Source organism: Methylobacterium organophilum (assembly GCF_022533465.1).
GTDB lineage: Bacteria > Pseudomonadota > Alphaproteobacteria > Rhizobiales > Beijerinckiaceae > Methylobacterium > Methylobacterium organophilum.
On record NZ_CP092848.1, the window covers coordinates 1,539,478 to 1,559,750 of the forward strand.

Here is a 20,273-nt window from a genome sequence, read left to right on the forward strand (position 1 = left end):
GGCCTTCTCGTTGGGGTCCGCGGGAACGAAAAAGGGCGCCGCTCGGCGCGGCGCCCTCCCTCGTGCGGTCCGATGGCGGGCGCTTACGCGGCCTTGGCCGCGTCGAGGGTCGGATAGTCGATGTAGCCCTGCGGGCCCCGGCTGTACCAGGTCGGCATGTCGTCCTTGTTGAGGGGGGCGCCCTCGGCGATGCGGCGGGGCAGGTCGGGATTGGCGAGGAAGGGGCGCCCGAAGGCGATGGCGTCGGCCTCGCCCGCGTCGAGGGCGGCCTGCGCCTTCGGCCCGTCGTAGTCGCAGTTGAGGATGACGGGGCCGCCGAAGGCCTTCTTGATCACCGGGGCGACCGGAGGCACCGTGGCCTTGCCGAAGGTGCCGTTCGGCCCCGGCTCGCGCAGTTCGATATAGGCGAGGCCGATGCGCGCCATCGTCTCGGCAGCGAGCGCGAACAGCGGGTGCGGGTTCGAATCGTCCACGCCCTGGACCGGGCCGTTCGGCGAGAAGCGGATGCCCGTGCGCTCGGGGCCGACCACGCCGGCCACGGTCTGGGCCACCTTGGTCACGAGGCGGACGCGGTTCTCGATGGAGCCGCCGTAGCGGTCGGTGCGCTTGTTGATGCCGTCGCGCAGGAATTCGTCGAGCAGGTAGCCGTTGGCGGCATGGATCTGCACGCCGTCGAAGCCGGCCGCGACCGCGTTCTTGGCCGCGTTCTCGTAATCCGCGAGCAGGCGCGGGATCTCGTCCTCGCGCAGGGGCCGCGCCTCGCCGTAGGGCTTCTTGCCCTCGTAGGTGTGGGCCTCGCTCGGCGCGGTCGCGACGGAGGAGGAGACGGGCTTCTCGCCGCCGAGGAAGTCGGGATGGACGAGGTAGCCCATGTGCCAGAGCTGCAGGGCGATGCGGCCGCCCGCCTCATGGACCGCCTTCACCACCGGCTTCCAGGCCTCGACCTGCTCCTGCGACCAGATGCCCGGCGCGTAGGGCCAGCCAAGCCCCTCCTGGCTGATGCCGGTCGCCTCGGAGATGATGAGGCCGGCGCTCGCGCGCTGGGCGTAGTACTCGGCCATGATCGGGGTCGGCACGTGCGTACGCGTCCCGCGGCCCCGGGTCAGGGGCGCCATGAGGATGCGGTTCGGCAGCTCAAGGCTGCCGAGGCGGATCGGATCGAACAGAGACGGCATGAAATCCTCGTGATCGGCGCGGCCCGCGCGGGGTGCCGGCCCAATTGCCCACTCGGAGAGAGCAGGTTGGGCGGGATCATCCCGCGCGCCAGGGGCGGGAGGTGCGCTCGCGCACCTCTTTCGCACCGCAGCGGGCGCGCTCAGTCGTCGGACAGCGCCTTTTCGTAGCACCAGGCCTCGGTGCCATCCTCGTAATAATCAGGCTTGGCGCCGTAGCGGACATAGCCGCTGCGCTCGTAGAGGCGGATGGCGGGGCCGTTGTCGACCCGCACCTCGAGGCGCAGCCGGGTGCGGCCGTGGCGGCGCGAATCCGCCTCCGCCGCCGCGAGCAGCTGGGCGCCGAGGCCCTGCCCGGCCCGGGCCGGGGACACGGCGATGGAGGAGAGCCGGGCGATCCGGCTGGTCTTGCGCCGCTCCAGCGTCGCTGCGCCGATGAGGAGGTCGCCGTCGCGCTCCTGCGCGACCGCCACGAGCAGGCTCATGCTGGGCGAGCGGATGGCGTGGCGCAGCGCCCGGCGCTCGGCCCGGTCGCCGGCGAAGGCGGCATGCTCCAGGGCGACCAGCGCATCGAGGTCGGCGATCCGCGCCGGCCGGATGGTCGGGGCGAGGCGGGGCGCCCGCTCGGCAGCCGCGGCGCTCACGCGACGGTCCAGGGAAACGACCAGGTCTCGGTCAGCGTGCGGTCCTTGCTGCGCAGGAAGGCGCGCAGTTCGGTGGTGCCCGGCCCGTCGAGGACCGCGTCGACGGCGACCCGGAAGCCGCGCACATACGGGTTCGGCGTGATCGAGGTGGCCGCGATCCGCCCCGCCGTGGCGCTCGCCACGACTTCGAGGGCGGAGGGATCGGGCAGGAAATAGGGCAGGTCGCCCCCACCGAAATCGATCAGGAAGCGACGGCGCCGGCGGGCGTCCTGGTCCTCCGGCCTGCGGGCCCCGCCGCTCGCCGCCGAGGCGGCGAGGAAGGTGTTGAGCACCTGGCCGTTCGGGTGGAGCTTGACCCCGGCGAGGGCCCGCATCCGGTAGTTCAGGCGGACGGGGGCGCCGGCCGGGTAGGGCTGCCGCGGGCGCCAGAAGGCGACGATATTGTCGGCGGCCTCGTTGTCGGTCGGCAGCTCGACGAGGACCACGTCGCCCTCGCCCCAGGCCCCCTCCGGCTCCACGAAGTAGCTCGGCCGGCGCTGATAGGCGGCCTCCAGGTCCTGGTAGCTCGAGAAGTCCCGGTCGCGCTGCATCAGGCCGAAGCCCTTCGGGTCGCGGTCGCCGAAATAGGAGATCCGCCGCGCCTGTGGGTTGTCGAGGGGGCGCCAGAGCCATTCCCCGGATCCGGCCGCGATCTGCAGCCCGTCGGAATCGTGCAGCTCCGGGCGATAATCGTCGCTGTGGCCCCGGTCGGTCTCGCCGATGAAGTACATCGAGGTCAGCGGCGCGATCCCGACGAGACCGAGGGCGCGGCGGGGGAACAGGGTCGTCTGCACGGAGACGATGGTCTCCTCGCCCGGCCGCACCACGAAGCGGTAGGCGCCGGTCTGCGAGGGGCCGTCGAGCAGGGCATGGAGCGTGACGGTCTCGGCATCCTTGCCCGGCACCTCCACCCAGAACTCGCGGAAGAACGGGAACTCCTCGGGGCCGTCCTTCGCCTCGGTGTTCACGGCGAGCCCCCGGGCCGAGAGCCCGTAGACCTGGTCGCGCCCGAGGAAGCGGAAATAGCTCGCGCCGACGAAGACGATGAGCTCGTCGAGCAGGTCCGGCTTGTTGAGCGGCGTGTGGATGCGGATGCCGGCAAAGCCGAGATCGAGCGGCAGCGGGCCCGAGACCTTGGTGCGCCCGAAATCGAACAGGTCCGCCTTGTAGGGGATCGGGGTGGCGATGCCGCCGCGCACGAGGTTCACCGTCACCGGGCGCTCGTAGAGGAAGCCGCGGTGGAAGAGCTGCAGGCGGAAGCGGCTGCCCTCCTCGCCGAGGAAGGCCTTGCCCGGCTTGAAGCGGATGTCGCGCCAGGCGTCGTAATCGAGCTGCGCGAAGGCGGGGGGCAGGGCGGGCACCCGGGCGTCGAAGGGCGCGGCGGCGAGCGCCCGGGCCCGCTCCTCGACCTCCTCGAAGCCGAAGGGGCGGGGGGCATAGCCCTTCTCCTCGGCCGTTGCCGCCAGGCCGGACAGGCTCAAGGCTCCGCCTGCGGCAAGGGCCGAGACGACGGCGCGGCGGGTGGGCTCTGTCATGATTCCGTGCAGGCTGCCGGGCCGTCCGCGGGGCCGGCGCGTGAGGTCGAGCGGGGCGGACGAGCCGGATCAATGGACCGTTCCCGCGTCCTTGAAAAGGTGCGGGCGGCCCGGCTGCGGCCATTCTGCCACGTTCCCGTGAGGGCTGGGAAAAACCGCTCGGAATCGCGCGGAGGGCGCTTGTTCCCGAAGGGGCCGATGCGTATATGGCGCCTGCCCAATTTCGCACGTGCCTGTGGCCGCGTGTCGGTTGGTGGGCATCCGGTCAACTGCCGGACAGCCGCCAGGGGTCTTAAAGGATCGATGGTCGCAAGGGTGGATCCCTACGGCCGGCATCCGGGTGGCGACACCAGACCCCGACAACAACCGACAGCCGGAGGCGAAACCGGCGAACCCCGCTCTCCACGGGGGACGCAGCTTAAAGCAACGACGAACGGGCTTTTTTGGTCTCGTCGGCCCTCCAAAGGCCGACACCGAAGAGGCTTGTTTCTCTTTGCCCGGCGTGCGGTTGGGGATTCCCCATCCAATCCACGGCAGCTTCCGGGTGCTCTGCGCCCGCACGGACGTTCGTGTCTCCAAAGCACGGTCGGCCGCGCGACGCATCGCCCCCTGACGCCGGCGGCTCCCCGGGGCCGTCCCGATTCGATTCTGCGCCCGAAGACGGCGCCTCGAACCTGTGGTGGGGACGACCAATGACCGATCGCATCCGCGATTTCCTGCGCGTGCGCCGTGATCTCGGCCGTGACGAGGGCCCGGTGATGGTCCTCGACCTCGAGGTCGTGCGCGAGAACTACACCGCCTTCGCCCGCTCGCTGCCCGACACGCGCGTCTTCTACGCGGTGAAAGCAAATCCCGCGCCGGAGGTGCTGCGCCTGCTCGCCGAGATGGGCTCCTGCTTCGACACCGCCTCCGTCGCCGAGATCGAGATGGCGCTCGCCGCCGGCGCGACCCCCGACCGCGTCTCCTTCGGCAACACCATCAAGAAGGAGCGCGACGTGGTGCGCGCGCTCAAGCTCGGCATCCGCCTCTTCGCGGTCGATTGCCAGGTCGAGGTCGAGAAGATCGCCCGGGCCGCCGGCGCGGCCGGTGTCGAGACCGGCGACATCCAGGTCTTCTGCCGCATCCTCTGCGACGGCGCCGGCGCCGACTGGCCGCTCTCGCGCAAGTTCGGCTGCGAGCCGGAGATGGCGGTGACCGTGCTGGAGCACGCCCACCGGGAGGGCCTGCAGGCCTACGGCGTGTCCTTCCATGTCGGCTCGCAGCAGGCCAACACCGAGGCCTGGGACGGGGCGCTCGCCTCCGCCTCCATGATCTTCCGCGAATGCGCCCTGCGCGGCATCGGCCTGTCGATGGTCAATCTCGGCGGCGGCTTCCCGACCAAGTACCTCAAGGCGGTGCCGGGCGTGGAGAGCTACGGCGATGCGATCTTCCGGGCGCTCACCAAGCATTTCGGCAACCGGATCCCGGAGACGATCATCGAGCCGGGCCGCGGCATGGTCGGCAATGCCGGCCTGATCGAGGCCGAGGTGGTGCTCGTCTCGAAGAAGTCCGAGGCCGAGGACGAGGTGCGCTGGGTCTATCTCGACATCGGCAAGTTCGGCGGCCTCGCCGAGACCATGGACGAGTCGATCCGCTACGCGATCCGCACCGACCATGACGAGGACCGCATGGCCCCCTGCGTGGTCGCCGGCCCGACCTGCGACTCGGTCGACGTGCTCTACGAGAAGAACCACTACCCGCTGCCGGTCTCCCTCTCGATCGGCGACAAGGTCTGGATCGAGGGCACCGGCGCCTACACGACCACCTATTCGGCGGTCGCCTTCAACGGCTTCCCGCCCCTCGAGCAGATCGTGATCTGAACCGGGCGTCCGGTCAGGCTCCGTTCACGCCTCTTCCGCCAGAAGCACGGCGCGGAATACCCCGCGCCGCTGATCCACCGACGTGTCCCGGACGGCCTGCCCCGGCAGGTGCGAGGGCTGTTTCTTCCCGCTCGATGCGACCTTGGGAGGGTACGGCCGTGATCCAGATCCGTGATGAGATCGCCTCGGATGTCGCGGCCCGCGAGCGCCTGCTCGATGCCTGCTTCGGCCCGGGCCGTTTCCTGAAGAGCTCCCAGCGCCTGCGCGAGGGCCGCCTGCCGGCCGAGGGCCTTGCGCTCGCCGCCACCGACGACGAGGGCCGCCTCGTCGGCACCGTGCGCCTGTGGGACGTGGAGACCGGCTGCGGCCGCCCCGCGCTCCTGCTCGGGCCGCTCGCGGTCGATCCCGCCCTGCAGGGCGCCGGCCTCGGCGGCCGCCTGATGCGCGCGGCCCTGGCCCGCGCCGCCGGGCTCGGCCACGCCGCGGTGCTGCTCGTGGGGGATGCGCCCTACTACGCCCGGTTCGGCTTCGCGCCGGAGAAGGCGGCGGCGCTGTTCATGCCCGGCCCCTTCGAGCGCGAGCGCTTCCTCGGCCTGGAACTGACGCCCGGTGCCCTGGCCGGGGCCGCCGGTACCCTGCGCCCGACCGGTGCGCCGGACATCGTCCCCCTCGTCGCGCAGGGCGCGGTGGGCGCCGATGCGGCGGCGGCACGACGACAGGCCGCCTGAGGCGCGGGCGCCCGCGCCCCGCCACCTGCCCGAAACGGGCTAAGCCCCTGCATCCGGGGGACGCTTTCCTTCGGCAAGGACGGCTCGCCCGATCCACTCGCCGCCGCGCCCGTGGGGCCTTGCGAAAAACGCCGGTTCGTTGCCTGCGCAAACACGGTTGACGCTCGCGGGGGCGCGGGGCAACAGGGCGCCGCCGCGCTTTCCGCGGCCAGGACGGAGCCGCGACGCATGTCATCCGCAAACCCGCCCGCCATTTCCCCGCTCGCCCCGACCTCCTATCCCGAGCTTCCCCCGATCGCCGGGGTGCGGATCGCCACCGCCGAGGCCGGGATCCGCTATGCGAGGCGCACGGACGTGCTCTGGGTCTCCCTCGAGGCCGGCACCACCGCCGCCGGCGTGTTCACCCGCTCGAAATGCCCCTCGGCCCCGGTCGATTGGTGCCGGCAGGCCCTCGTCGAGGGCGGCGGCGCGGCCCGGGCCCTCGTCGTGAATTCGGGCAACGCCAACGCCTTCACCGGCCTGAAGGGCCGCGACGCCGTGGCGCTGACCGCCGAGATCGCCGCCAAGGCCGGCGACTGCGCCCCGAACGCGGTCTTCATCGCCTCGACCGGGGTGATCGGCGAGCCGCTGGACGCCCGCAAGTTCGAGGGCGTGCTCGAGGCCTGCGCCGCCCGCGCCGAGACCGGCGCGTCCGCCTGGAGCGCGGCGGCCCGCGCCATCATGACCACGGACACCTTCCCCAAGCTCGCCACCCGCCGGGTCGAGATCGGGGGCGTCGCGGTCACCCTCAACGGCATCGCCAAGGGCGCGGGCATGATCGCTCCCGACATGGCGACGATGCTGTCCTTCGCCTTCACGGATGCCGCTTTGCCGGCTCACGTTCTCCAGGAGCTGCTCGCGGCCGGGACGCGCAAGAGCTTCAACTGCGTGACCGTGGACGGCGACACCTCGACCTCCGACACGCTGCTCCTGTTCGCCACCGGCAAGGCCGGCAATCCGGCCATCGAGCGCGCCGACGACCCGCGCCTCGATGCTTTCCGGACGGCGCTCGACGAGATCCTGATCGAGCTCGCCCAGCTCGTCGCCAAGGACGGGGAGGGCGCGCGCAAGTTCGTCACCGTCCTGGTCGAGGGCGCCGAGAGCGACGCCTCCGCCCACCGCATCGCCCTCTCCATCGCCAATTCGCCGCTGGTGAAGACCGCGGTCGCGGGCGAGGACGCCAATTGGGGCCGCGTGGTCATGGCCGTGGGCAAGGCCGGCGAGCCGGCCGACCGCGACCGCCTCGCGATCTGGTTCGGCGATGTGCGCGTCGCCCACCAGGGCGCCCGCGATCCGGATTACAGCGAGGCCGCGGCGAGCGCGGTGATGCGCGAGCAGGATGTGACCGTGCGGGTCGATCTCGGCCTCGGCGCCGGCCGCGCCCGCGTCTGGACCTGCGACCTGACCAAGGAATACATCGCCATCAACGGGGATTACCGCTCGTGAGGCGGCTCGTCCTCGCCGCCTTCGCGGCGCTGCCCCTCGCCGGTCCGGCGCTCGCGGACGACGAGGGCCGCCTCCGGGTGATCGGCCGGGCCGAGAGCCAGCTGCCGCCGGATTTCGCGGCGGTGATCGTGGGCGTCGAGAGCCGGGGGGCAACCCCGGCGGCCGCCCTCGACACGGCAAGCAAGGCCGCCCGCGGCCTCATCGACACGGCCAAGGGCATGGGCGTGCCGGAGGCCGATATCGGCACCTCCTCGCTCTCGCTCCAGCCGGCCACCAAGTCCGTGCGCCAGCCCGACGGCACGGTGCGCGAGCAGCCGGACGGCTACGTCGCCTCGAACCGCGTCGAGATCCGCCTCGGCGACATGCCGAAGCTGGGCGAATTGATGCGGCGGGCCCTCGATTCCGGTGCCAACCGCATCGAGGGCGTGAGCTTCGGCCTGCGCGATCCGGCCGCGGCCCTGGCCGCGGTTCAGGTCGCCGCGATGAAGGATGCCCGTGCCCAGGCCGAGCGTCTGGCCCAGGCGGCGGGCGTCACCCTCGGGCCGGCCCTCGCCATCACCACGCCGCCGCGCAACGAGATCGTTACCCGCCCCGCCCCCTATGCCGCCATGGCCAAGGCCGACCGGCGCCAGCGGGCCGCCGTGCCGATCGAGGCGGGCAGCATCGAGACCGGGGCCGAGGTCGAGGCCGTGTTCGTGATCAAGCCGTGAGCGAGACCGCGCCGCTCCGCCTGCTCCTCGTCGTCGCCGTCGCACTGGTGGATGCGGACGGGCGGATCCTGCTCGCCCAGCGCCCCCCGGGCAAGCAACTCGCCGGCCTGTGGGAGTTCCCCGGCGGCAAGGTCGAGCCGGGGGAGCGGCCCGAGGCGACGCTGATCCGCGAACTGGCGGAGGAGCTCGGCATCGTCGTGAAGGAGCCCTGCCTCGCCCCCCTCACCTTCGCGAGCCACGCCTATCCCGATTTCCATCTGCTGATGCCGCTCTATGTGTGTCGGCGCTGGGAGGGGATCCCCCGCGCCCTCGAAGGCCAGGGGCTGAAATGGGTCAGGCCCGCCGCCCTGCGCGACATGCCGATGCCGCCGGCCGACGAGCCGCTCATCCCCTTCCTGATCGATCTGCTCGGGCCGTGACCGCGGCCCCGTGAGGCGAAGGGCATGGCGCGCAGGACGGCCCCGAAGGTTTCCGGATCCGATGCGAAGCCGGCCCGCAAGCGCGCGAGCCGCTCGACCACGCCCTCCGAGGAGACGCTCGCCGCCCTCGACGCCGCGACGCTGATCCGCCTCGTCCTGGAAGAGACGGGGATCAATGCCGCCTTCCGCAAGCGCGTCAGCGCCGCGCTCGCCGGGTTGCAGGGGGCGGATGCGGTCGCGGCCCTCGTCGACCGCCGGCTCGCCGCCCTGGAAAAGGCCCGCGGCTTCATCGACTGGCAGAAGCGCAAAGCCTTCGCCGCCGATCTCGCGGCGATGCTCGCCACGATCCGCGTCGATCTCAGGCGCCTCGATCCCGGCATGGCGCTCGACCGCCTGATCCGCTTCCTCGCCGGAGCCGGAGGCGTGCTGGAGCGGGTCGAGGATTCGAGCGGCCAAGTCTACGGGCTCTACGAGGCGGCGGCGGAGACGGTCTGTGAAATCGCGGCCGGCCTGACGCCGGAGGCGGCGCTCGCCACCGCGCGGGCCCTGGTGCCGCGGCTCGCGGGGGACGGGCTCGGCCTGCTCGCCGGCGTCGTCGCCGCCCTCATCCCCCCGCTGTCGGGAGAGGCGCTCGAGGCCTTCGACGCCGATCTCGCCGCCGCGACCCCGCCGCTTCCGGCCCGGACGCGGAAGGGGGGCGCCGGCGTCCTCGACTGGGAGATGCGGCTCGACCGGATGCGGCTGATCGAGCTCCGTCAGGCGGTGGCCGATGCCCGGGGCGACGTCGAGGCCTTCATCGCCCTGGAGACGGAGCGTTCCCCCGAGCGGCCGAACGGGGCGGCCATCGCCGAACGGCTGATCGCCGCCGGGCGGCCGCAGGAGGCGCTGGACTGGCTGCGCAGGCCGGCCCGGCCCGGCCTCGTCGTCCTGACCCGCGCGGACATGATCGCCGGCACGGCGGGGCCGTGGCCGGACGACCGGCACAGCCGGATCGTGGAAATCGCCGCCCTGGAGGCGCTCGGCCGCCCGGAGGAGGCGCAGGCCCTGCGCTGGGGCCAGTTCGAGCGCGGGCTCGATCCCCAGGCGTTGCGCGACTACCTCGCCCGGCTGCCGGATTTCGAGGACGACGAGGCCCTGGCCCGCGCCTTCGCCCATGCGGCCGCCCGCACGGATCCGCACGGCGCACTCTATTTCTTCCTGCGCTGGCCGGATCTCGGCCGGGCCGCCCGCCTCGTGATCGACCGGCGCACGGAATGGGAGGGCCGAAACTGGGAATTGCTCGCGCCCGCTGCCGAGGCGCTGGAGCCGGACCATCCGCTCGCCGCGAGCCTCCTCTACCGGGCGCTCATCGACGACATCCTCGAACGAGGCCGCGCCCCGGCCTATGGCCACGGGGCGCGCCATCTCGCCCGGCTGGAGGCCCTGGAGGCCGAGCTGGCGCCGGGCAGCCTCGTGCCCGACCACGCCGCCTATCGCGAGGGCCTGCGCAGGGCCCACGGCCGCAAGAGCGGCTTCTGGAGCCAGGTGGAGGGCTGACGCAGGCGCCGAACGGATCAGCTCATGTAGTTCACGAGGGAGAGCTGCGCGATCTTGGAGGTGAGCTGGTAGCTCGCCTGGAGCTGGGTCTGCAGATCGAGGAGCTTCACCATCACCTCCTCGGTCGAGATGCCCTCGACGCCGTCGATGGCGTTCTGCAGCGTCACCTTGGTCTCCGCGGCGTTGGACTTGGCGGCGGTCATCGTCGAGTTGGCGCGGGAGAAATCCGCGCTGATCTGGGTGAGGCCTTCCTTGCTGCCGATGATCAGCGTGTTCGCCTTCTGGGCGAGGGCGGCGTAGCGCGTGGTCGCCACCGTGTCCGAGGCATTGACGCTCCCCTCCGCGGAGACCGCGGCGAGGCTCGCGAGCAGGCCCTTGATCGGCGCCTCGTTGGCCTGCGCCCCGACCTGGACGGTCTGGGTGGCGCCGACCTGGAGCGTGGCGGTGGAGCGGGCATCCGGGGAGGTGTCGTCGCCCTTGTACCAGATCACCGTCCCGGTGCTGGCGGTCTCGGCATAGCCGTTGCCGTCGGCCGAGACCCGGCGGGGGGCGAGCCCGGCGCTGCTCGACCCGTCGAAGAAGTTCTGCGAGGCCCGCAGCGCCGAGCTCGCCGAGAGCGCGGTCTGCGCCGTGTTCTTGAGCGCGTTGGTCAGGGCGGCGGAGAGGTTGGCCGCCGTCGCCGCCGGGGTCGCGCCGATGGCGAAGCTGGTGGTCGAGCTCGCAGCGGCGGTGGCCGCCGCGGTCAGGGTGATGGTCTGCGTGCTGCCGTCATGGAGCCCGACCGTCACCGTCACGGTATCGCCCGCGGCCGGCGTCCCGTTGACGGCGAGGCTGGCCGAGGCCGGGCTTCCGCCGGTGAAGCTGGCGCTGATGCCGGGCGGGCTCGCGCTCTGCACGCTGGCGATCTGCGCGCCCGTTCCCAGGGCCGCTTTCAGGTTCGCCGCCGTCACGGCCGGGTCCCCGCCCGGATCGATCTTGAAGGTGTTGGCGCCCCCGTCCGCGCTGGTCGTGGCGGTCAGGTCGACGATCTTCTGGCTGCCGTCCGATTGCAGCAGGGCGACCCGCACCCGGTCGCCGGCGGCGGGCTGGCTCGCGAAGGCGACGTCCACGTTCGCCGCGGTGGCGGCGGTGGGCGTGGCCGAGATCGCGCTGGTGTTCGAGCTCTTGGCCGAGAGGAGCGAGAACCCGAAATTGGCCCGGGCCTCGGCGCTCCCATCCTCGGTCAGCGTCACGGTGGACCCGCTCGCGGTCGGAGTGAGGCGGCCGTCGCCGTTCGGCCCGAGATCGGCGGTCTTCTGCTCGGCGATCAGCGCCTTGAGCCCGACGAGGCCCTTGCTGGCGTCGCCGTTCAGCATGGTGGCGCTGTCGATCACCGGCTCGTTGTCCGAGTCGCGGCCGGCGAAGATGTATTGCCCCGCCGCCGACTGGTTCAGGGCGTCGATGGCGGCGTCGAGGCTGTTGCCGGCGATGCTGCCCACCGTGCTCAGCAGCGTGCTGCTCGAGGGCGACAGATAGGCGGTGATGCTGCGCTGGACCGTGTCCGAGAGGGTCGAGAGCTGGGTCAGGCCGGCGCTCGCGAGGCTGACGCGGGTCGTCCCGGCTGTGATGGCCGCGGTGTAGCCGTCGAGGGCGCTGATCGCGGCGCGGGCGGAGAGGCTGGTGGTGCGCCCGGCGCCCAGGCCGCCGTAGCTCTGCGCCGACTGGCCCGTGGTGAGCTGCGTCGTCAGCGCGGCGAGCTGGCCCTTCAGCTTGACGAGATTGGCGGTCTGCCGGTCGGAGGCGTAGCTGCCGGCGGCGAAGGGGGGGATGTTGCTCATGCCTCAGATCCCCGTCAGATGCGCAGCAGCGTGTCGAGCATGTCCCGCGCCGCCGAGAGCACCCGGGCATTGGCGGAATAGGCCTGCTGCAGCTCGATCAGCTTCGACATTTCCTCGTCGATGTTGACGCCCGATTGCGAGGCGAAGCGGCTCTGCGCCGTCGAGAGGGCGATGGACTGGCCCTCGTCGAGGCTCTTGGCGGTGGTCGCCGCCTGGCCCTGGCTCGCGATGACGTTCTGGAGGAAGCTCGCCAGCGTCGACGAGGTCGGGGCATCGACCCCGCCGATCCCGCTCGCCGCGGAGAAGGTCTGGTTGGTCTTGGTCAGGGCGTCGTAGAGGGCCTGCGCCCGCGTGCCGTCGCCGGTGCTGCTGGTCGCGCTCGACACGACCAGGGTCGCGTTGTTGTTCGCGACCGTCGGGTTGACGGTGATGCGCTGGGCGAAGCCCGTGAGCTGCGCGCCGCCGTCGAAGGAGCCGGTGTAGAGGCCCTTGTCGGCGCCGTCGACGAAGAGCGCGATCTGCGCGTTGCCGCTCTTGGTGTCGCTCGTCGAGGCGACCCGGGTGACGCTGGCATTGGCCGCGAGCAGGCTCGGGTCGCCGGAGGCGCCGTTCGAGAGGATGCGCACGGCTCCGCTCGCCCCGCCCGGCACGGCGGAGACGGTGAAGCTCGATCCCAGGGCGTTGGCGATCGCCGTGCGGACCGCGCTCGGGTCCGACGAGGACGGATTCGGGATGGTGATGGGGACGATCGTGGCGTTCGGATCGTTGGTCAGGGCGGCCGGGACGCTCGCGGGCGGCGTCGTGTTCGACGGCATCAGGATCAGGTTGCGGGTGGCGCCCGCGGAATCCTTCAGCGTGAGGGTGATCGCGTTGCCGGCGGAGAGGCCGGTGAGGTCGAGGTCGAAGCCGGACTTACCGCCGGCGCTCGCCGCGGTGCCCGTCACCTGCGCGTCGGTCAGGGCCCGGGACAGGCCGGCGGCGAGGTCGTCCATCTGCCGCTGGGCCTGCGGCAGCACGCTGTCGCGCAGCTCCAGCTCGGCGGCGAGGCTGCCCGAGCGGATCGCCCCGGAGGCGACGAGGTCGATCGTCGCCCCTCCCGGCGTGGTCGCGACGATGGTGCCGACGCCGCGCTTCGTCGGGTCGTTGTCGTAGGTGGCCCCCGCCGTCAGGGTCCCGCGGGAATCGAAGCTGAGGCTCGCCGCCGCGGCATGGTCGACGAGGGTGGCGCCGGCCGTCGTCAGCACGGTGACCGTGCCGTCGGTCTGGGGCACGGCGTTCACGTCCATCAGGGCCGACAGGCTGGTCAGGGCCTGGTCGCGCTGATCCTCGAGATCGGCCCGGCTGCCGTCGCTTTCCGGCGTCGCCGTGATCTTGGCGTTCAGCGAGGCGATGGAGGCGAGATAGGTGCTGGCCTGCGACGTGTCGGTGGAGAGCTGCGCCTCCATCGCCGTGCGCAGGGACTGGATGCCCTCGGCGACGCCGTTGATCCCCGAGGCGAGGCTCGAGGCGGCCGCCACCACCTGCGAGCGCGCCGCCGTCGAGGTCGGGTCGGAGGACAGCGTCTGCAGCGACTGCGTGAAGGTGTTCATCAGCCCGTCGAGGGCGTTCGCGCTGCCCGGCGTGCCGAACAGCGTGTCGATCTGGCTGCGCACCTGCGCGATCATCGAGGTATAGGCGGCGCCCGAGGTCTCCGAGCGCAACTGCTTGAGGGCGGCGGCGTCGATGACGCGGGCGATGGTGCCGGTGGCGACGCCCGCATTGCCGGCATTGGTGAAGACCGTGTCGAGCGTGCGCTTGACGTAGCCCGTCGTGCCGACATTCGCGATGTTCTGCGAGACGACGCCGATCTGGGCCTGCGTCGCCTTGAGGCCGGCGGCAGCGGTATTCAGGGCGCTGAACGACACCTCGGCCTCCTTCCACGCTCAGAGCGTATGATCTCGCGTCCTCAGCGGATGACGTTCAGCAGGTCCGACATCATGTTCTGCGCGGTCGACATGACCCGCGTGTTCGCAGAATAGGCCTGTTGGGTTACGATCATCTTCGAGAATTCGCTCGCAATGTCGGTGTTCGAGGCCTCGACGTTGGAGCCCACGATCGTCGTGGCCCCCAGACCGCTGAGGGGCTCGCCCGAATCCGCCGTCTGCGCGTAGGTGCCGGAGGAATCGGCGACCAGGCCGTCCGCATTGGCGAAGCGCGCCGTCGCGGCCGTGGCGAGGCTCAGGGTGCGCCCGTTGGTGTAGGTGCCCTGGATGGTGCCGTTCTCGGTGACGGAGAGCGACTTCAGCGTGCCCGCGCTGTAGCCGTCCTGGGACAGGGCGTTGGTGATCGCGGTGCCGGCCGAGGAGGCCTGTTGCGTGAGGCCACCCGAGCCGAGCTTGAGCGTGAGGTTGCCGAGCGCGGTCCCGCCGATGGTCACGTTCGAGAGCGGGACCGAGCCGCCGGTCGGTGCGGAGAGCTGCCCGCTGGAATTGAAGGTGAAGGCCTGGCCGACATTGGTCCAGCTCGTGTCCGTGCCGGTCGAGGTGTTGTTGTTGGCGTAGAACAGGTTCCAGGTGTCGCTGGTCCCCGCGCTGGCGCTGGCATTGGCGACCTTGGCCCAGCGGGTCTGGATCGTCGTGGCGTCGCCGCCCGCCGAGTAGACGGTCAGCGTCGGGCCGGTGATGCTGTCGTTGACGAAGGTCGACGCATTGGCCGTCGTCACCGTGCCGGTGCCGGTGCCCGAGAGAACGCGGGCATCGGTGCCGTCCGAGAAGGCGGGCAGCAGGGACGAGGAGGTGTTCCCGGTGGCCGGCGTCTTGGGCAGAATGGCCGAGTAGGTGATGGTCGAGGTGGCCTTGGCCGGAAGCGTGGCGCTGGAGATCTGGATCGGCGAGCCTGTCGCGGTGACGTTCCCGGACGCCGGATCGAGGGTGGAGCCCGTCAGGTAGGCGCCGCCGCCGTTGACGAGGTAGCCGTTCTTGTCGAGGGCGAAGTCGCCGCGCCGGGTATAGACGTCGCCGGAGAAGGTCGACGTGCTGCCGGACATGCCGGTCTTGGTCTGGACCACGAAGAAGCCGTCGCCGTTCAGCGCCATGTTGGTGGCGGTGTCGGTGGCGCTGATCAGGCCCTGGACCGAGGTGGTCTTGCGGGAATCGGCCGCGACCGAGCCGGCGACCTGCCGCTTCGGGTTGTCGAACTCGGTCACGAGGTCGCTGAAGCTCGTATCGGTCCGCTTGTAGGCAGTGGTCGCCGAATTGGCGATGTTGCCCGAGATGTTGTCGAGCGCGAAGGATTGGGCCTTCAGGCCCGAGACTGCCGTCTGCAGCGCCGAGAACACGTCCATGATCGAAGCCCCGCGTTTTGCGCACTCACCCTCGGGGGAGGCGGCGCAAGGTCAGTGCCAGATCTAAGTCTTTGATTTTTATGGATCCGGTCGCGGGCTGCCGGGCAAATTCGGCCCTCCTGACCCGGCCGCCCCGGCAGTTTCTGCCGGCCGAGCCGGCGTTTCCGGCTAGATTTCCGCCCCTGGAATCCCGTCACGAAGACGGGAATCTCGCTCTGGACGTTTACGCCACGTTATAGCCGCCGCCGTAACGATCGCTTCCGAGTGATTGAGAGCGGACCCCATGCGACAGAAGAGGTCGAGCCTCGTCCACCTGATCTACTTCTCCCGCCTCAACCTTTCGGCGGAGCCGGCGGTGCGGGCGCGCGAGCTCGGCGAGATCACGCGCCAGGCGCAGAAGAAGAACGAGTTCGCGGTGGTGACGAGCTTCATGATCGTGGAAGGCAATTTCGCCATGCAGGTGCTCGAGGGCGAGCGCCAGTCGATTCACGACACCTTCCAGCGCATCTCCGTCGACCAGCGCCATCGCGAGGTGCAGATCATCGAGTGGCGGGAAATCACCAAGCGCGAATTCGTGACCTCCTTCACCTGCGTCTCGCGCAACGGCACCAACGATACGCATTTCAACAAGGCGGCGCTGCTGCCCGCGCTCCAGCGCGGCACCCCGCGCGGCGCTGCCATCCACGCCTTGGCGATCACGTTGCAATCCGAATCGATGTCCCGCCAGGGCATCGACCATCTGTTCGTGTGAATGGCTTCGTGCAGAAGCGATAGGTGGCCATGAGCGAAGCGCCTCCCCCGATCTTGATCGTCGACGATCAAGCCAAGCTCCTCCGGCTCGAGGTCGAGCTGATGACGCGCCTCGGCTTCCCCGAGGTCGAGGGCGTGTCGGACGCGGCCGAGGCGCTGGAGAAGCTGCGTACGCGCAAATACGCCCTGGTGATCTCCGATCTCGACATGGAGCCGATCGATGGGATTCAGCTCCTGCGCGAGATCCGGGCCGACGATGCCCTGACGAACACGCCCTTCATCCTGACGGAGACGTCGTTCAACTTCGAGGACATCAACGTCGCGCATCTCGCAGGCGCGGATGCCTTCATCCTTAAGCCCTTCGACATCGCCCTGCTCAAGACCAAGCTGAAGCAGGTCCTCAACCGCAAGCCGCGCCGCCGCGAGGCGCCGCTGCCGACCGAATCGTCCCTGAGCCAGGACTTCCCGCTGCTCGGCAAGTTCTGAGGGCGGTCAGGGCACCAGCCAGCACTCGACCCAGCCCGCGTCGCTGCGCAGCCAGAGGCCGCGGCGATGGCCGCGATGGTCGAGGTAGAGAAATTCCAGCCGTTCCGCGTGCAGCACCACGGCCGCGAAGTTCTTCCGGCCCGCCGCGATCGCCTGCGGCGTGTCGGGCAGCGTGTAGTCGCCGCCCTCCCGCAGCGCCGTGCCGGGGCTCGGCGCGATCCCGTAGCAGAGGCGGCTCTGCTCCCGGGATTCCCGCCAGGCTTCGTCCGCCAGGAGGTCGTCGGTGTGGAGGCGCGCGCTGCCCTCCACCCGGATCTGGATCCTCGCGCCCGCGTCGAAGGCGTGCAGAGAGGCACCGCCGTTCAGGGCGATCTCGGTGGCCTTCTCCGAGCGGCGGTCGCAGTGGAAGCGGAGGGTGCCGCCATAGGCGTCGGCGGCTCTGAGCACGACGGTGCGGATCTGGGCCCGGCCCTGGGCGTCGACCGTCCCCAGCGTCGGGGTGTGGAAGGCGCTGCGACGGTCGTGCACCCCATCCTCGAGAAGTCGCCAGAGCGCCTCGTGTGCGGCGTCGAGGTTGTCGTAAAAGGGTGGCAGGGCGTCCACAGATCGGCTCGTCGATGCGGGCAGAACAACAGCCTTCGTAGAGTAATAATACGGTAAGGAAATTCAATTGCGCATCAGGGAATTTTGCGCATAGCAGGGCCGGCGGGCGATGTGGCCGGGGCTGGCCGACGGGCCTGCTTGGGATCGTCTTGATCTGTGCTCGCCGTTCCGTTCGTTTCACCCTATGCGGCGCCCGGCCTTCGCGAGGAGCGGATCCTGGATCGGCGTCCGACGGGAAAGTCTAGCGCTTCGCGCCCGCGCGGCGGCGCTCGCGGAAGATCAGCGCGAGGTTGCGCAGGTAGATGCCGGTGGACAGGCCCTGGCCGATGATGATCACCGGCTCCTTGCGGACGAAGCCGTAGACCAGCGTCATCAGGCCGCCGACGATCGAGATGAACCAGAACGAGAGCGGCATCACGCTGCGGCCGGCCTTCTCGCTCGCCAGCCATTGCAGGATGAAGCGCGCCCCGAAGACGAGCTGGGCGGTGACGCCGAACACCAGCCAGAAGTCGAAGCGGGTGACGAACACCTCGTAGAAATAGGCCGGCAGGTCCTCGGCGAGCTGGATCAGCATGGATCAGCGGGCTCCTTCGCGCAGCGTTTCGCTCGCCCGCGGCGCGGGGCGTCGGCGGCGGATCAGCCACCACACGCCGGCGAGGTCGAGGATGCCGACCCAGAGCCGATCGAACAGGCCATAATTCGAGCGCCCGGTGAAGCGCGGCCGGTCGACCACGTCCCGGTGCACCACGCGGAAGCCCTCGCGGTTCACCAGGGCCGGCATGAAGCGGTGGAGCGCATCGAAATAGGGCAGGGCGAGATAGACCTCCCGGCGGAAGACCTTGAGGCCGCAGCCGGTGTCCCGGGTCGCATCCCGCAGGATGCGGCCGCGCACGCCGTTGGCGATGCGGGACTGGATCGTCTTCAGGCGGCCGTCCTTGCGGCCGACCCGCTGGCCCTGCGCGAGGCCGACGCCCGGGCCGCCCTCGTCGAGGGCCGCGACCAGGGCGGGGATGAAGGCCGGATCGTTCTGGCCGTCGCCGTCGAGGGTGGCGATGACGGGGGCCCGCGCCCGCAGCACGCCGCTGCGGATCGCGGCGCTCTGCCCGCCGCTGCGATCGTGCCGGACGATGCGCAGCCAGGGCCGGATGGCGCGGGCCCGCTCCAGCACCGCGAAGGTGTCGTCGGTCGAGCCGTCGTCGACATAGATCACCTCGAAGGGCGTCAGCGCGGCGCAGGCGGCCCCGATCTCGGAGACCAGCGCCTCGACATTGCCGCTCTCGTTCTTGACCGGCACCACCACGCTGAGGCGGGGGGCGGCGGCCGCGCCGGAAAGCATCGCGTCGTTCACGGTGAGGCGGTCCCGGAGGCGTAGGCGGAGAGCCCGACGGGCTTGCCGCCATTGATGTTGAAGCCCGTCACCCGGCCGACCGGCCGCGGCGCGAGGCCGGAGGCCGTGGCGGCGGCCGCGAATTCGGCGGCGGAGCGGTCCTCGACGAAGGCGAGGCGGCAGCCGGGCTCCCGCAGAAAGGCGGCGGTCTCCGCCCCCGTCGCGGGCGTGGCGAGATCGGTGCCGATCAGGAAGACGAGGCTCGGCTCGCGGTAGCCGAGGCTCGCCACCTTCGGATCCGCGCAGCCGAGGCCGTCGCGGATCGCGGCGAGGCGGGGCGAGACTTTCAGGCTCGCCAGAACCGGCTGGGTCAGCCCGAACACCGCGGGCGCGAGCAGGGCGGAGGCCGCGACCGCGATCGCCAGCGCCGCCTCCACCGCGCCGCGGGCGAAGGCGGCGACCGCCAGGGCGGCGACGCCGCAGGCGGCCAGCAGCAGGGGCAGGGCGGCGAGGGGTACGGATCGGTCGAAATGCCAGGCGGCGAAGACGAGGCCGCCGGCGATGCCGGCCGGGATCAGCGCGGCGAGGCTCGCCACCGCCACGGCGCCGCGTCGGGCGGGATCGAGGCCGCCGCGCAGGGCCGCGAGCACGGTCAGGATCGCCACCGCCGGCATCAGGGGCAGCACGTAATGGGGCAGCTTGGTCGGCACCGCTTCGAACAGGAGCCAGGCGGGCACGATCCAGGCGAGCAGGAAGGCGACCGCCTCCGTGCGGCGCTCCCGCCACGCGAAGGGGATCGCCAGGGCGGCGAAGGCGGCGCCCGGCCAGAAGGTCGCGAAGAAGGCGAGCGCATAGGCGCCGGGCGGTCCCCAATGCCGCTCCGCGCCGCCGCCGACCTTGCCGAGCATGTCGTGCCCGACGGCCTCGCCGTAGAAGGCCCCCGCCGTCCGCCAGGCGATTGCGACGAACCAGGGCGCCACCACGAGGAGCGTCAGGGCAAGCCCCGGCAGGGGCCGCAGGCGCAGCAGCCAGCGGGCGGAGCGGGCGCGCCAGGACAGAACCAGGGCGGCGAGGCCGACGAAGAGCGGCACCATCGGCCCCTTCACCAGGACGCCGAGGGCGAAGAAGACCCAGAACAGGGCCCCGCCCCGCCGCGACAGCGGCTCCGGCCGCAGGAAGGCCCGGGCGAGCCCCCCCATCGCCGCCGCGGCGCAGGCGCAGAGCAGGGCGTCGGTCTTGGCGAGCCGCGCCTCCGCCGAGAGCATCACGCAGGCGGTGAACAGGGCGGCGGCGAGCAGCGCCCCGCGCCGCGGCAGGACGGCGAGGGCGGCCCAGTAGGTCAGTAGCCCGGCCGCCAGCGCCCCGAGGAGCGAGGGAATCCGGTAGAGCGCGATGGTCCGGCGCGCCTCCGGCACCCCGAGGGCCTCCGCCGCGGCGACCGAGGCGGCCTGGACCCAGTAGATCCCGACCGGCTTCTTGTGGCGGGCCTCGCCCTGGAAGCGGATGTCGACGAGGTCGCCCGTCTCCAGCATCTGCTTGGAGGCCTGGGCGAAGCGCGGCTCGTCCCGGTCCATCGGCTGCAGCGAGACGAAGCCGGGCAGGAAACAGATCAGGCCGAGCGCCAGGAGGGCGGCGCAGGCGCGCCCGTGGCTCGCGGAGAGGACGGCCAGAAGGTCTTCGACGCGGCCGGCGGCGCCCCGTCGCGCCCGGTCCCGCGCGGGAGAAGCGGCATAGCTCGTCACGCGGCGACGCCTGCGGAGGAGGGAAGGCCGCTCGAGGGGAAGGGGAGGCGGGTCATGCGGTTGTCCGGACCTTCACGGTCTCCGCCATGCGGCCGCACC

Annotated in this window: 18 protein-coding genes; 8 read left to right on the forward strand and 10 right to left on the reverse strand. The window is 71.4% G+C overall.

Annotation, left to right across the window (positions count from 1 at the left end; genetic code table 11):
• Positions 1–83: 83 nt before the first annotated feature.
• From MMB17_RS07120 to MMB17_RS07130, 3 genes are all read right to left on the reverse strand, one after another.
• Positions 84–1,175: an alkene reductase gene (locus MMB17_RS07120; protein WP_241101573.1), complete on the reverse strand. Its 1,092-nt coding sequence runs from the start codon at positions 1,173–1,175 to the stop codon at positions 84–86.
• A gap of 140 nt (positions 1,176–1,315) precedes the next feature.
• Complete coding sequence (locus MMB17_RS07125) at positions 1,316–1,816, reverse strand: GNAT family N-acetyltransferase (RefSeq protein ID WP_241101574.1); 501 nt, start codon at positions 1,814–1,816, stop codon at positions 1,316–1,318.
• Positions 1,813–3,390, reverse strand: a complete 1,578-nt coding sequence (locus MMB17_RS07130; RefSeq protein WP_238309350.1) for a glucan biosynthesis protein G — start codon at positions 3,388–3,390, stop codon at positions 1,813–1,815. Before MMB17_RS07130 ends, MMB17_RS07125 begins: the two co-directional genes overlap by 4 nt.
• A 692-nt stretch (positions 3,391–4,082) precedes the next feature.
• Between MMB17_RS07130 and MMB17_RS07135 the strand changes: the two genes are divergently transcribed.
• From MMB17_RS07135 to MMB17_RS07160, 6 genes are all read left to right on the forward strand, one after another.
• Positions 4,083–5,249 carry a type III PLP-dependent enzyme gene (locus MMB17_RS07135; protein ID WP_238309349.1) on the forward strand — a complete coding sequence of 389 codons (1,167 nt, stop codon included), beginning with the start codon at positions 4,083–4,085 and terminating at the stop codon, positions 5,247–5,249.
• A 158-nt stretch (positions 5,250–5,407) separates the two neighbouring features.
• On the forward strand, positions 5,408–5,977 hold the full coding sequence (locus MMB17_RS07140) for a GNAT family N-acetyltransferase (RefSeq protein ID WP_241101575.1): 570 nt from the start codon (positions 5,408–5,410) through the stop codon (positions 5,975–5,977).
• A 228-nt stretch (positions 5,978–6,205) separates the two neighbouring features.
• A complete protein-coding gene (gene argJ / locus MMB17_RS07145; RefSeq protein ID WP_241101576.1) occupies positions 6,206–7,462 on the forward strand; it encodes a bifunctional glutamate N-acetyltransferase/amino-acid acetyltransferase ArgJ in 1,257 nt (418 codons plus the stop codon).
• Positions 7,459–8,172 (forward strand): SIMPL domain-containing protein, encoded by a 714-nt coding sequence (locus MMB17_RS07150; RefSeq protein WP_238309346.1) that lies wholly within the window; start codon positions 7,459–7,461, stop codon positions 8,170–8,172. The genes argJ and MMB17_RS07150 overlap by 4 nt, the downstream gene beginning before the upstream one ends.
• Positions 8,169–8,591, forward strand: a complete 423-nt coding sequence (locus tag MMB17_RS07155) for a (deoxy)nucleoside triphosphate pyrophosphohydrolase (protein ID WP_238309345.1) — start codon at positions 8,169–8,171, stop codon at positions 8,589–8,591. Before MMB17_RS07150 ends, MMB17_RS07155 begins: the two co-directional genes overlap by 4 nt.
• Positions 8,592–8,615: 24 nt before the next feature.
• A complete protein-coding gene (locus MMB17_RS07160; RefSeq protein ID WP_241101577.1) occupies positions 8,616–10,127 on the forward strand; it encodes a DUF6880 family protein in 1,512 nt (503 codons plus the stop codon).
• 17 nt (positions 10,128–10,144) lie between these two features.
• Here MMB17_RS07160 and MMB17_RS07165 read toward each other — a convergent pair whose 3' ends face one another.
• From MMB17_RS07165 to MMB17_RS07175, 3 genes are read right to left on the reverse strand one after another with little or no spacing between them, the layout of a single operon-like run.
• On the reverse strand, positions 10,145–11,944 hold the full coding sequence (locus MMB17_RS07165) for a flagellin (protein ID WP_241101578.1): 1,800 nt from the start codon (positions 11,942–11,944) through the stop codon (positions 10,145–10,147).
• 14 nt (positions 11,945–11,958) lie between these two features.
• Complete coding sequence (gene flgK / locus MMB17_RS07170; protein WP_241101579.1) at positions 11,959–13,848, reverse strand: flagellar hook-associated protein FlgK; 1,890 nt, start codon at positions 13,846–13,848, stop codon at positions 11,959–11,961.
• 41 nt (positions 13,849–13,889) lie between these two features.
• Positions 13,890–15,266: a flagellar hook protein FlgE gene (locus tag MMB17_RS07175; RefSeq protein ID WP_241101580.1), complete on the reverse strand. Its 1,377-nt coding sequence runs from the start codon at positions 15,264–15,266 to the stop codon at positions 13,890–13,892.
• A 283-nt stretch (positions 15,267–15,549) separates the two neighbouring features.
• Between MMB17_RS07175 and MMB17_RS07180 the strand changes: the two genes are divergently transcribed.
• Positions 15,550–16,017, forward strand: a complete 468-nt coding sequence (locus MMB17_RS07180) for a BLUF domain-containing protein (protein WP_238309340.1) — start codon at positions 15,550–15,552, stop codon at positions 16,015–16,017.
• 29 nt (positions 16,018–16,046) lie between these two features.
• Complete coding sequence (locus MMB17_RS07185) at positions 16,047–16,502, forward strand: response regulator (RefSeq protein ID WP_238309339.1); 456 nt, start codon at positions 16,047–16,049, stop codon at positions 16,500–16,502.
• A 6-nt stretch (positions 16,503–16,508) separates the two neighbouring features.
• On the opposite strand, the gene MMB17_RS07190 is transcribed toward MMB17_RS07185, so the two are convergent.
• The 4 genes from MMB17_RS07190 to MMB17_RS07205 form a co-directional block, all read right to left on the reverse strand.
• A complete protein-coding gene (locus tag MMB17_RS07190; protein ID WP_241101581.1) occupies positions 16,509–17,105 on the reverse strand; it encodes a pyridoxamine 5'-phosphate oxidase family protein in 597 nt (198 codons plus the stop codon).
• 241 nt (positions 17,106–17,346) lie between these two features.
• Positions 17,347–17,679: a lipid-A-disaccharide synthase N-terminal domain-containing protein gene (locus MMB17_RS07195; protein ID WP_241101582.1), complete on the reverse strand. Its 333-nt coding sequence runs from the start codon at positions 17,677–17,679 to the stop codon at positions 17,347–17,349.
• A 3-nt stretch (positions 17,680–17,682) separates the two neighbouring features.
• Positions 17,683–18,441, reverse strand: a complete 759-nt coding sequence (locus tag MMB17_RS07200) for a glycosyltransferase (protein ID WP_241102148.1) — start codon at positions 18,439–18,441, stop codon at positions 17,683–17,685.
• 8 nt (positions 18,442–18,449) lie between these two features.
• A complete protein-coding gene (locus MMB17_RS07205; RefSeq protein WP_241101583.1) occupies positions 18,450–20,174 on the reverse strand; it encodes an ArnT family glycosyltransferase in 1,725 nt (574 codons plus the stop codon).
• Positions 20,175–20,273 lie beyond the last annotated feature (99 nt).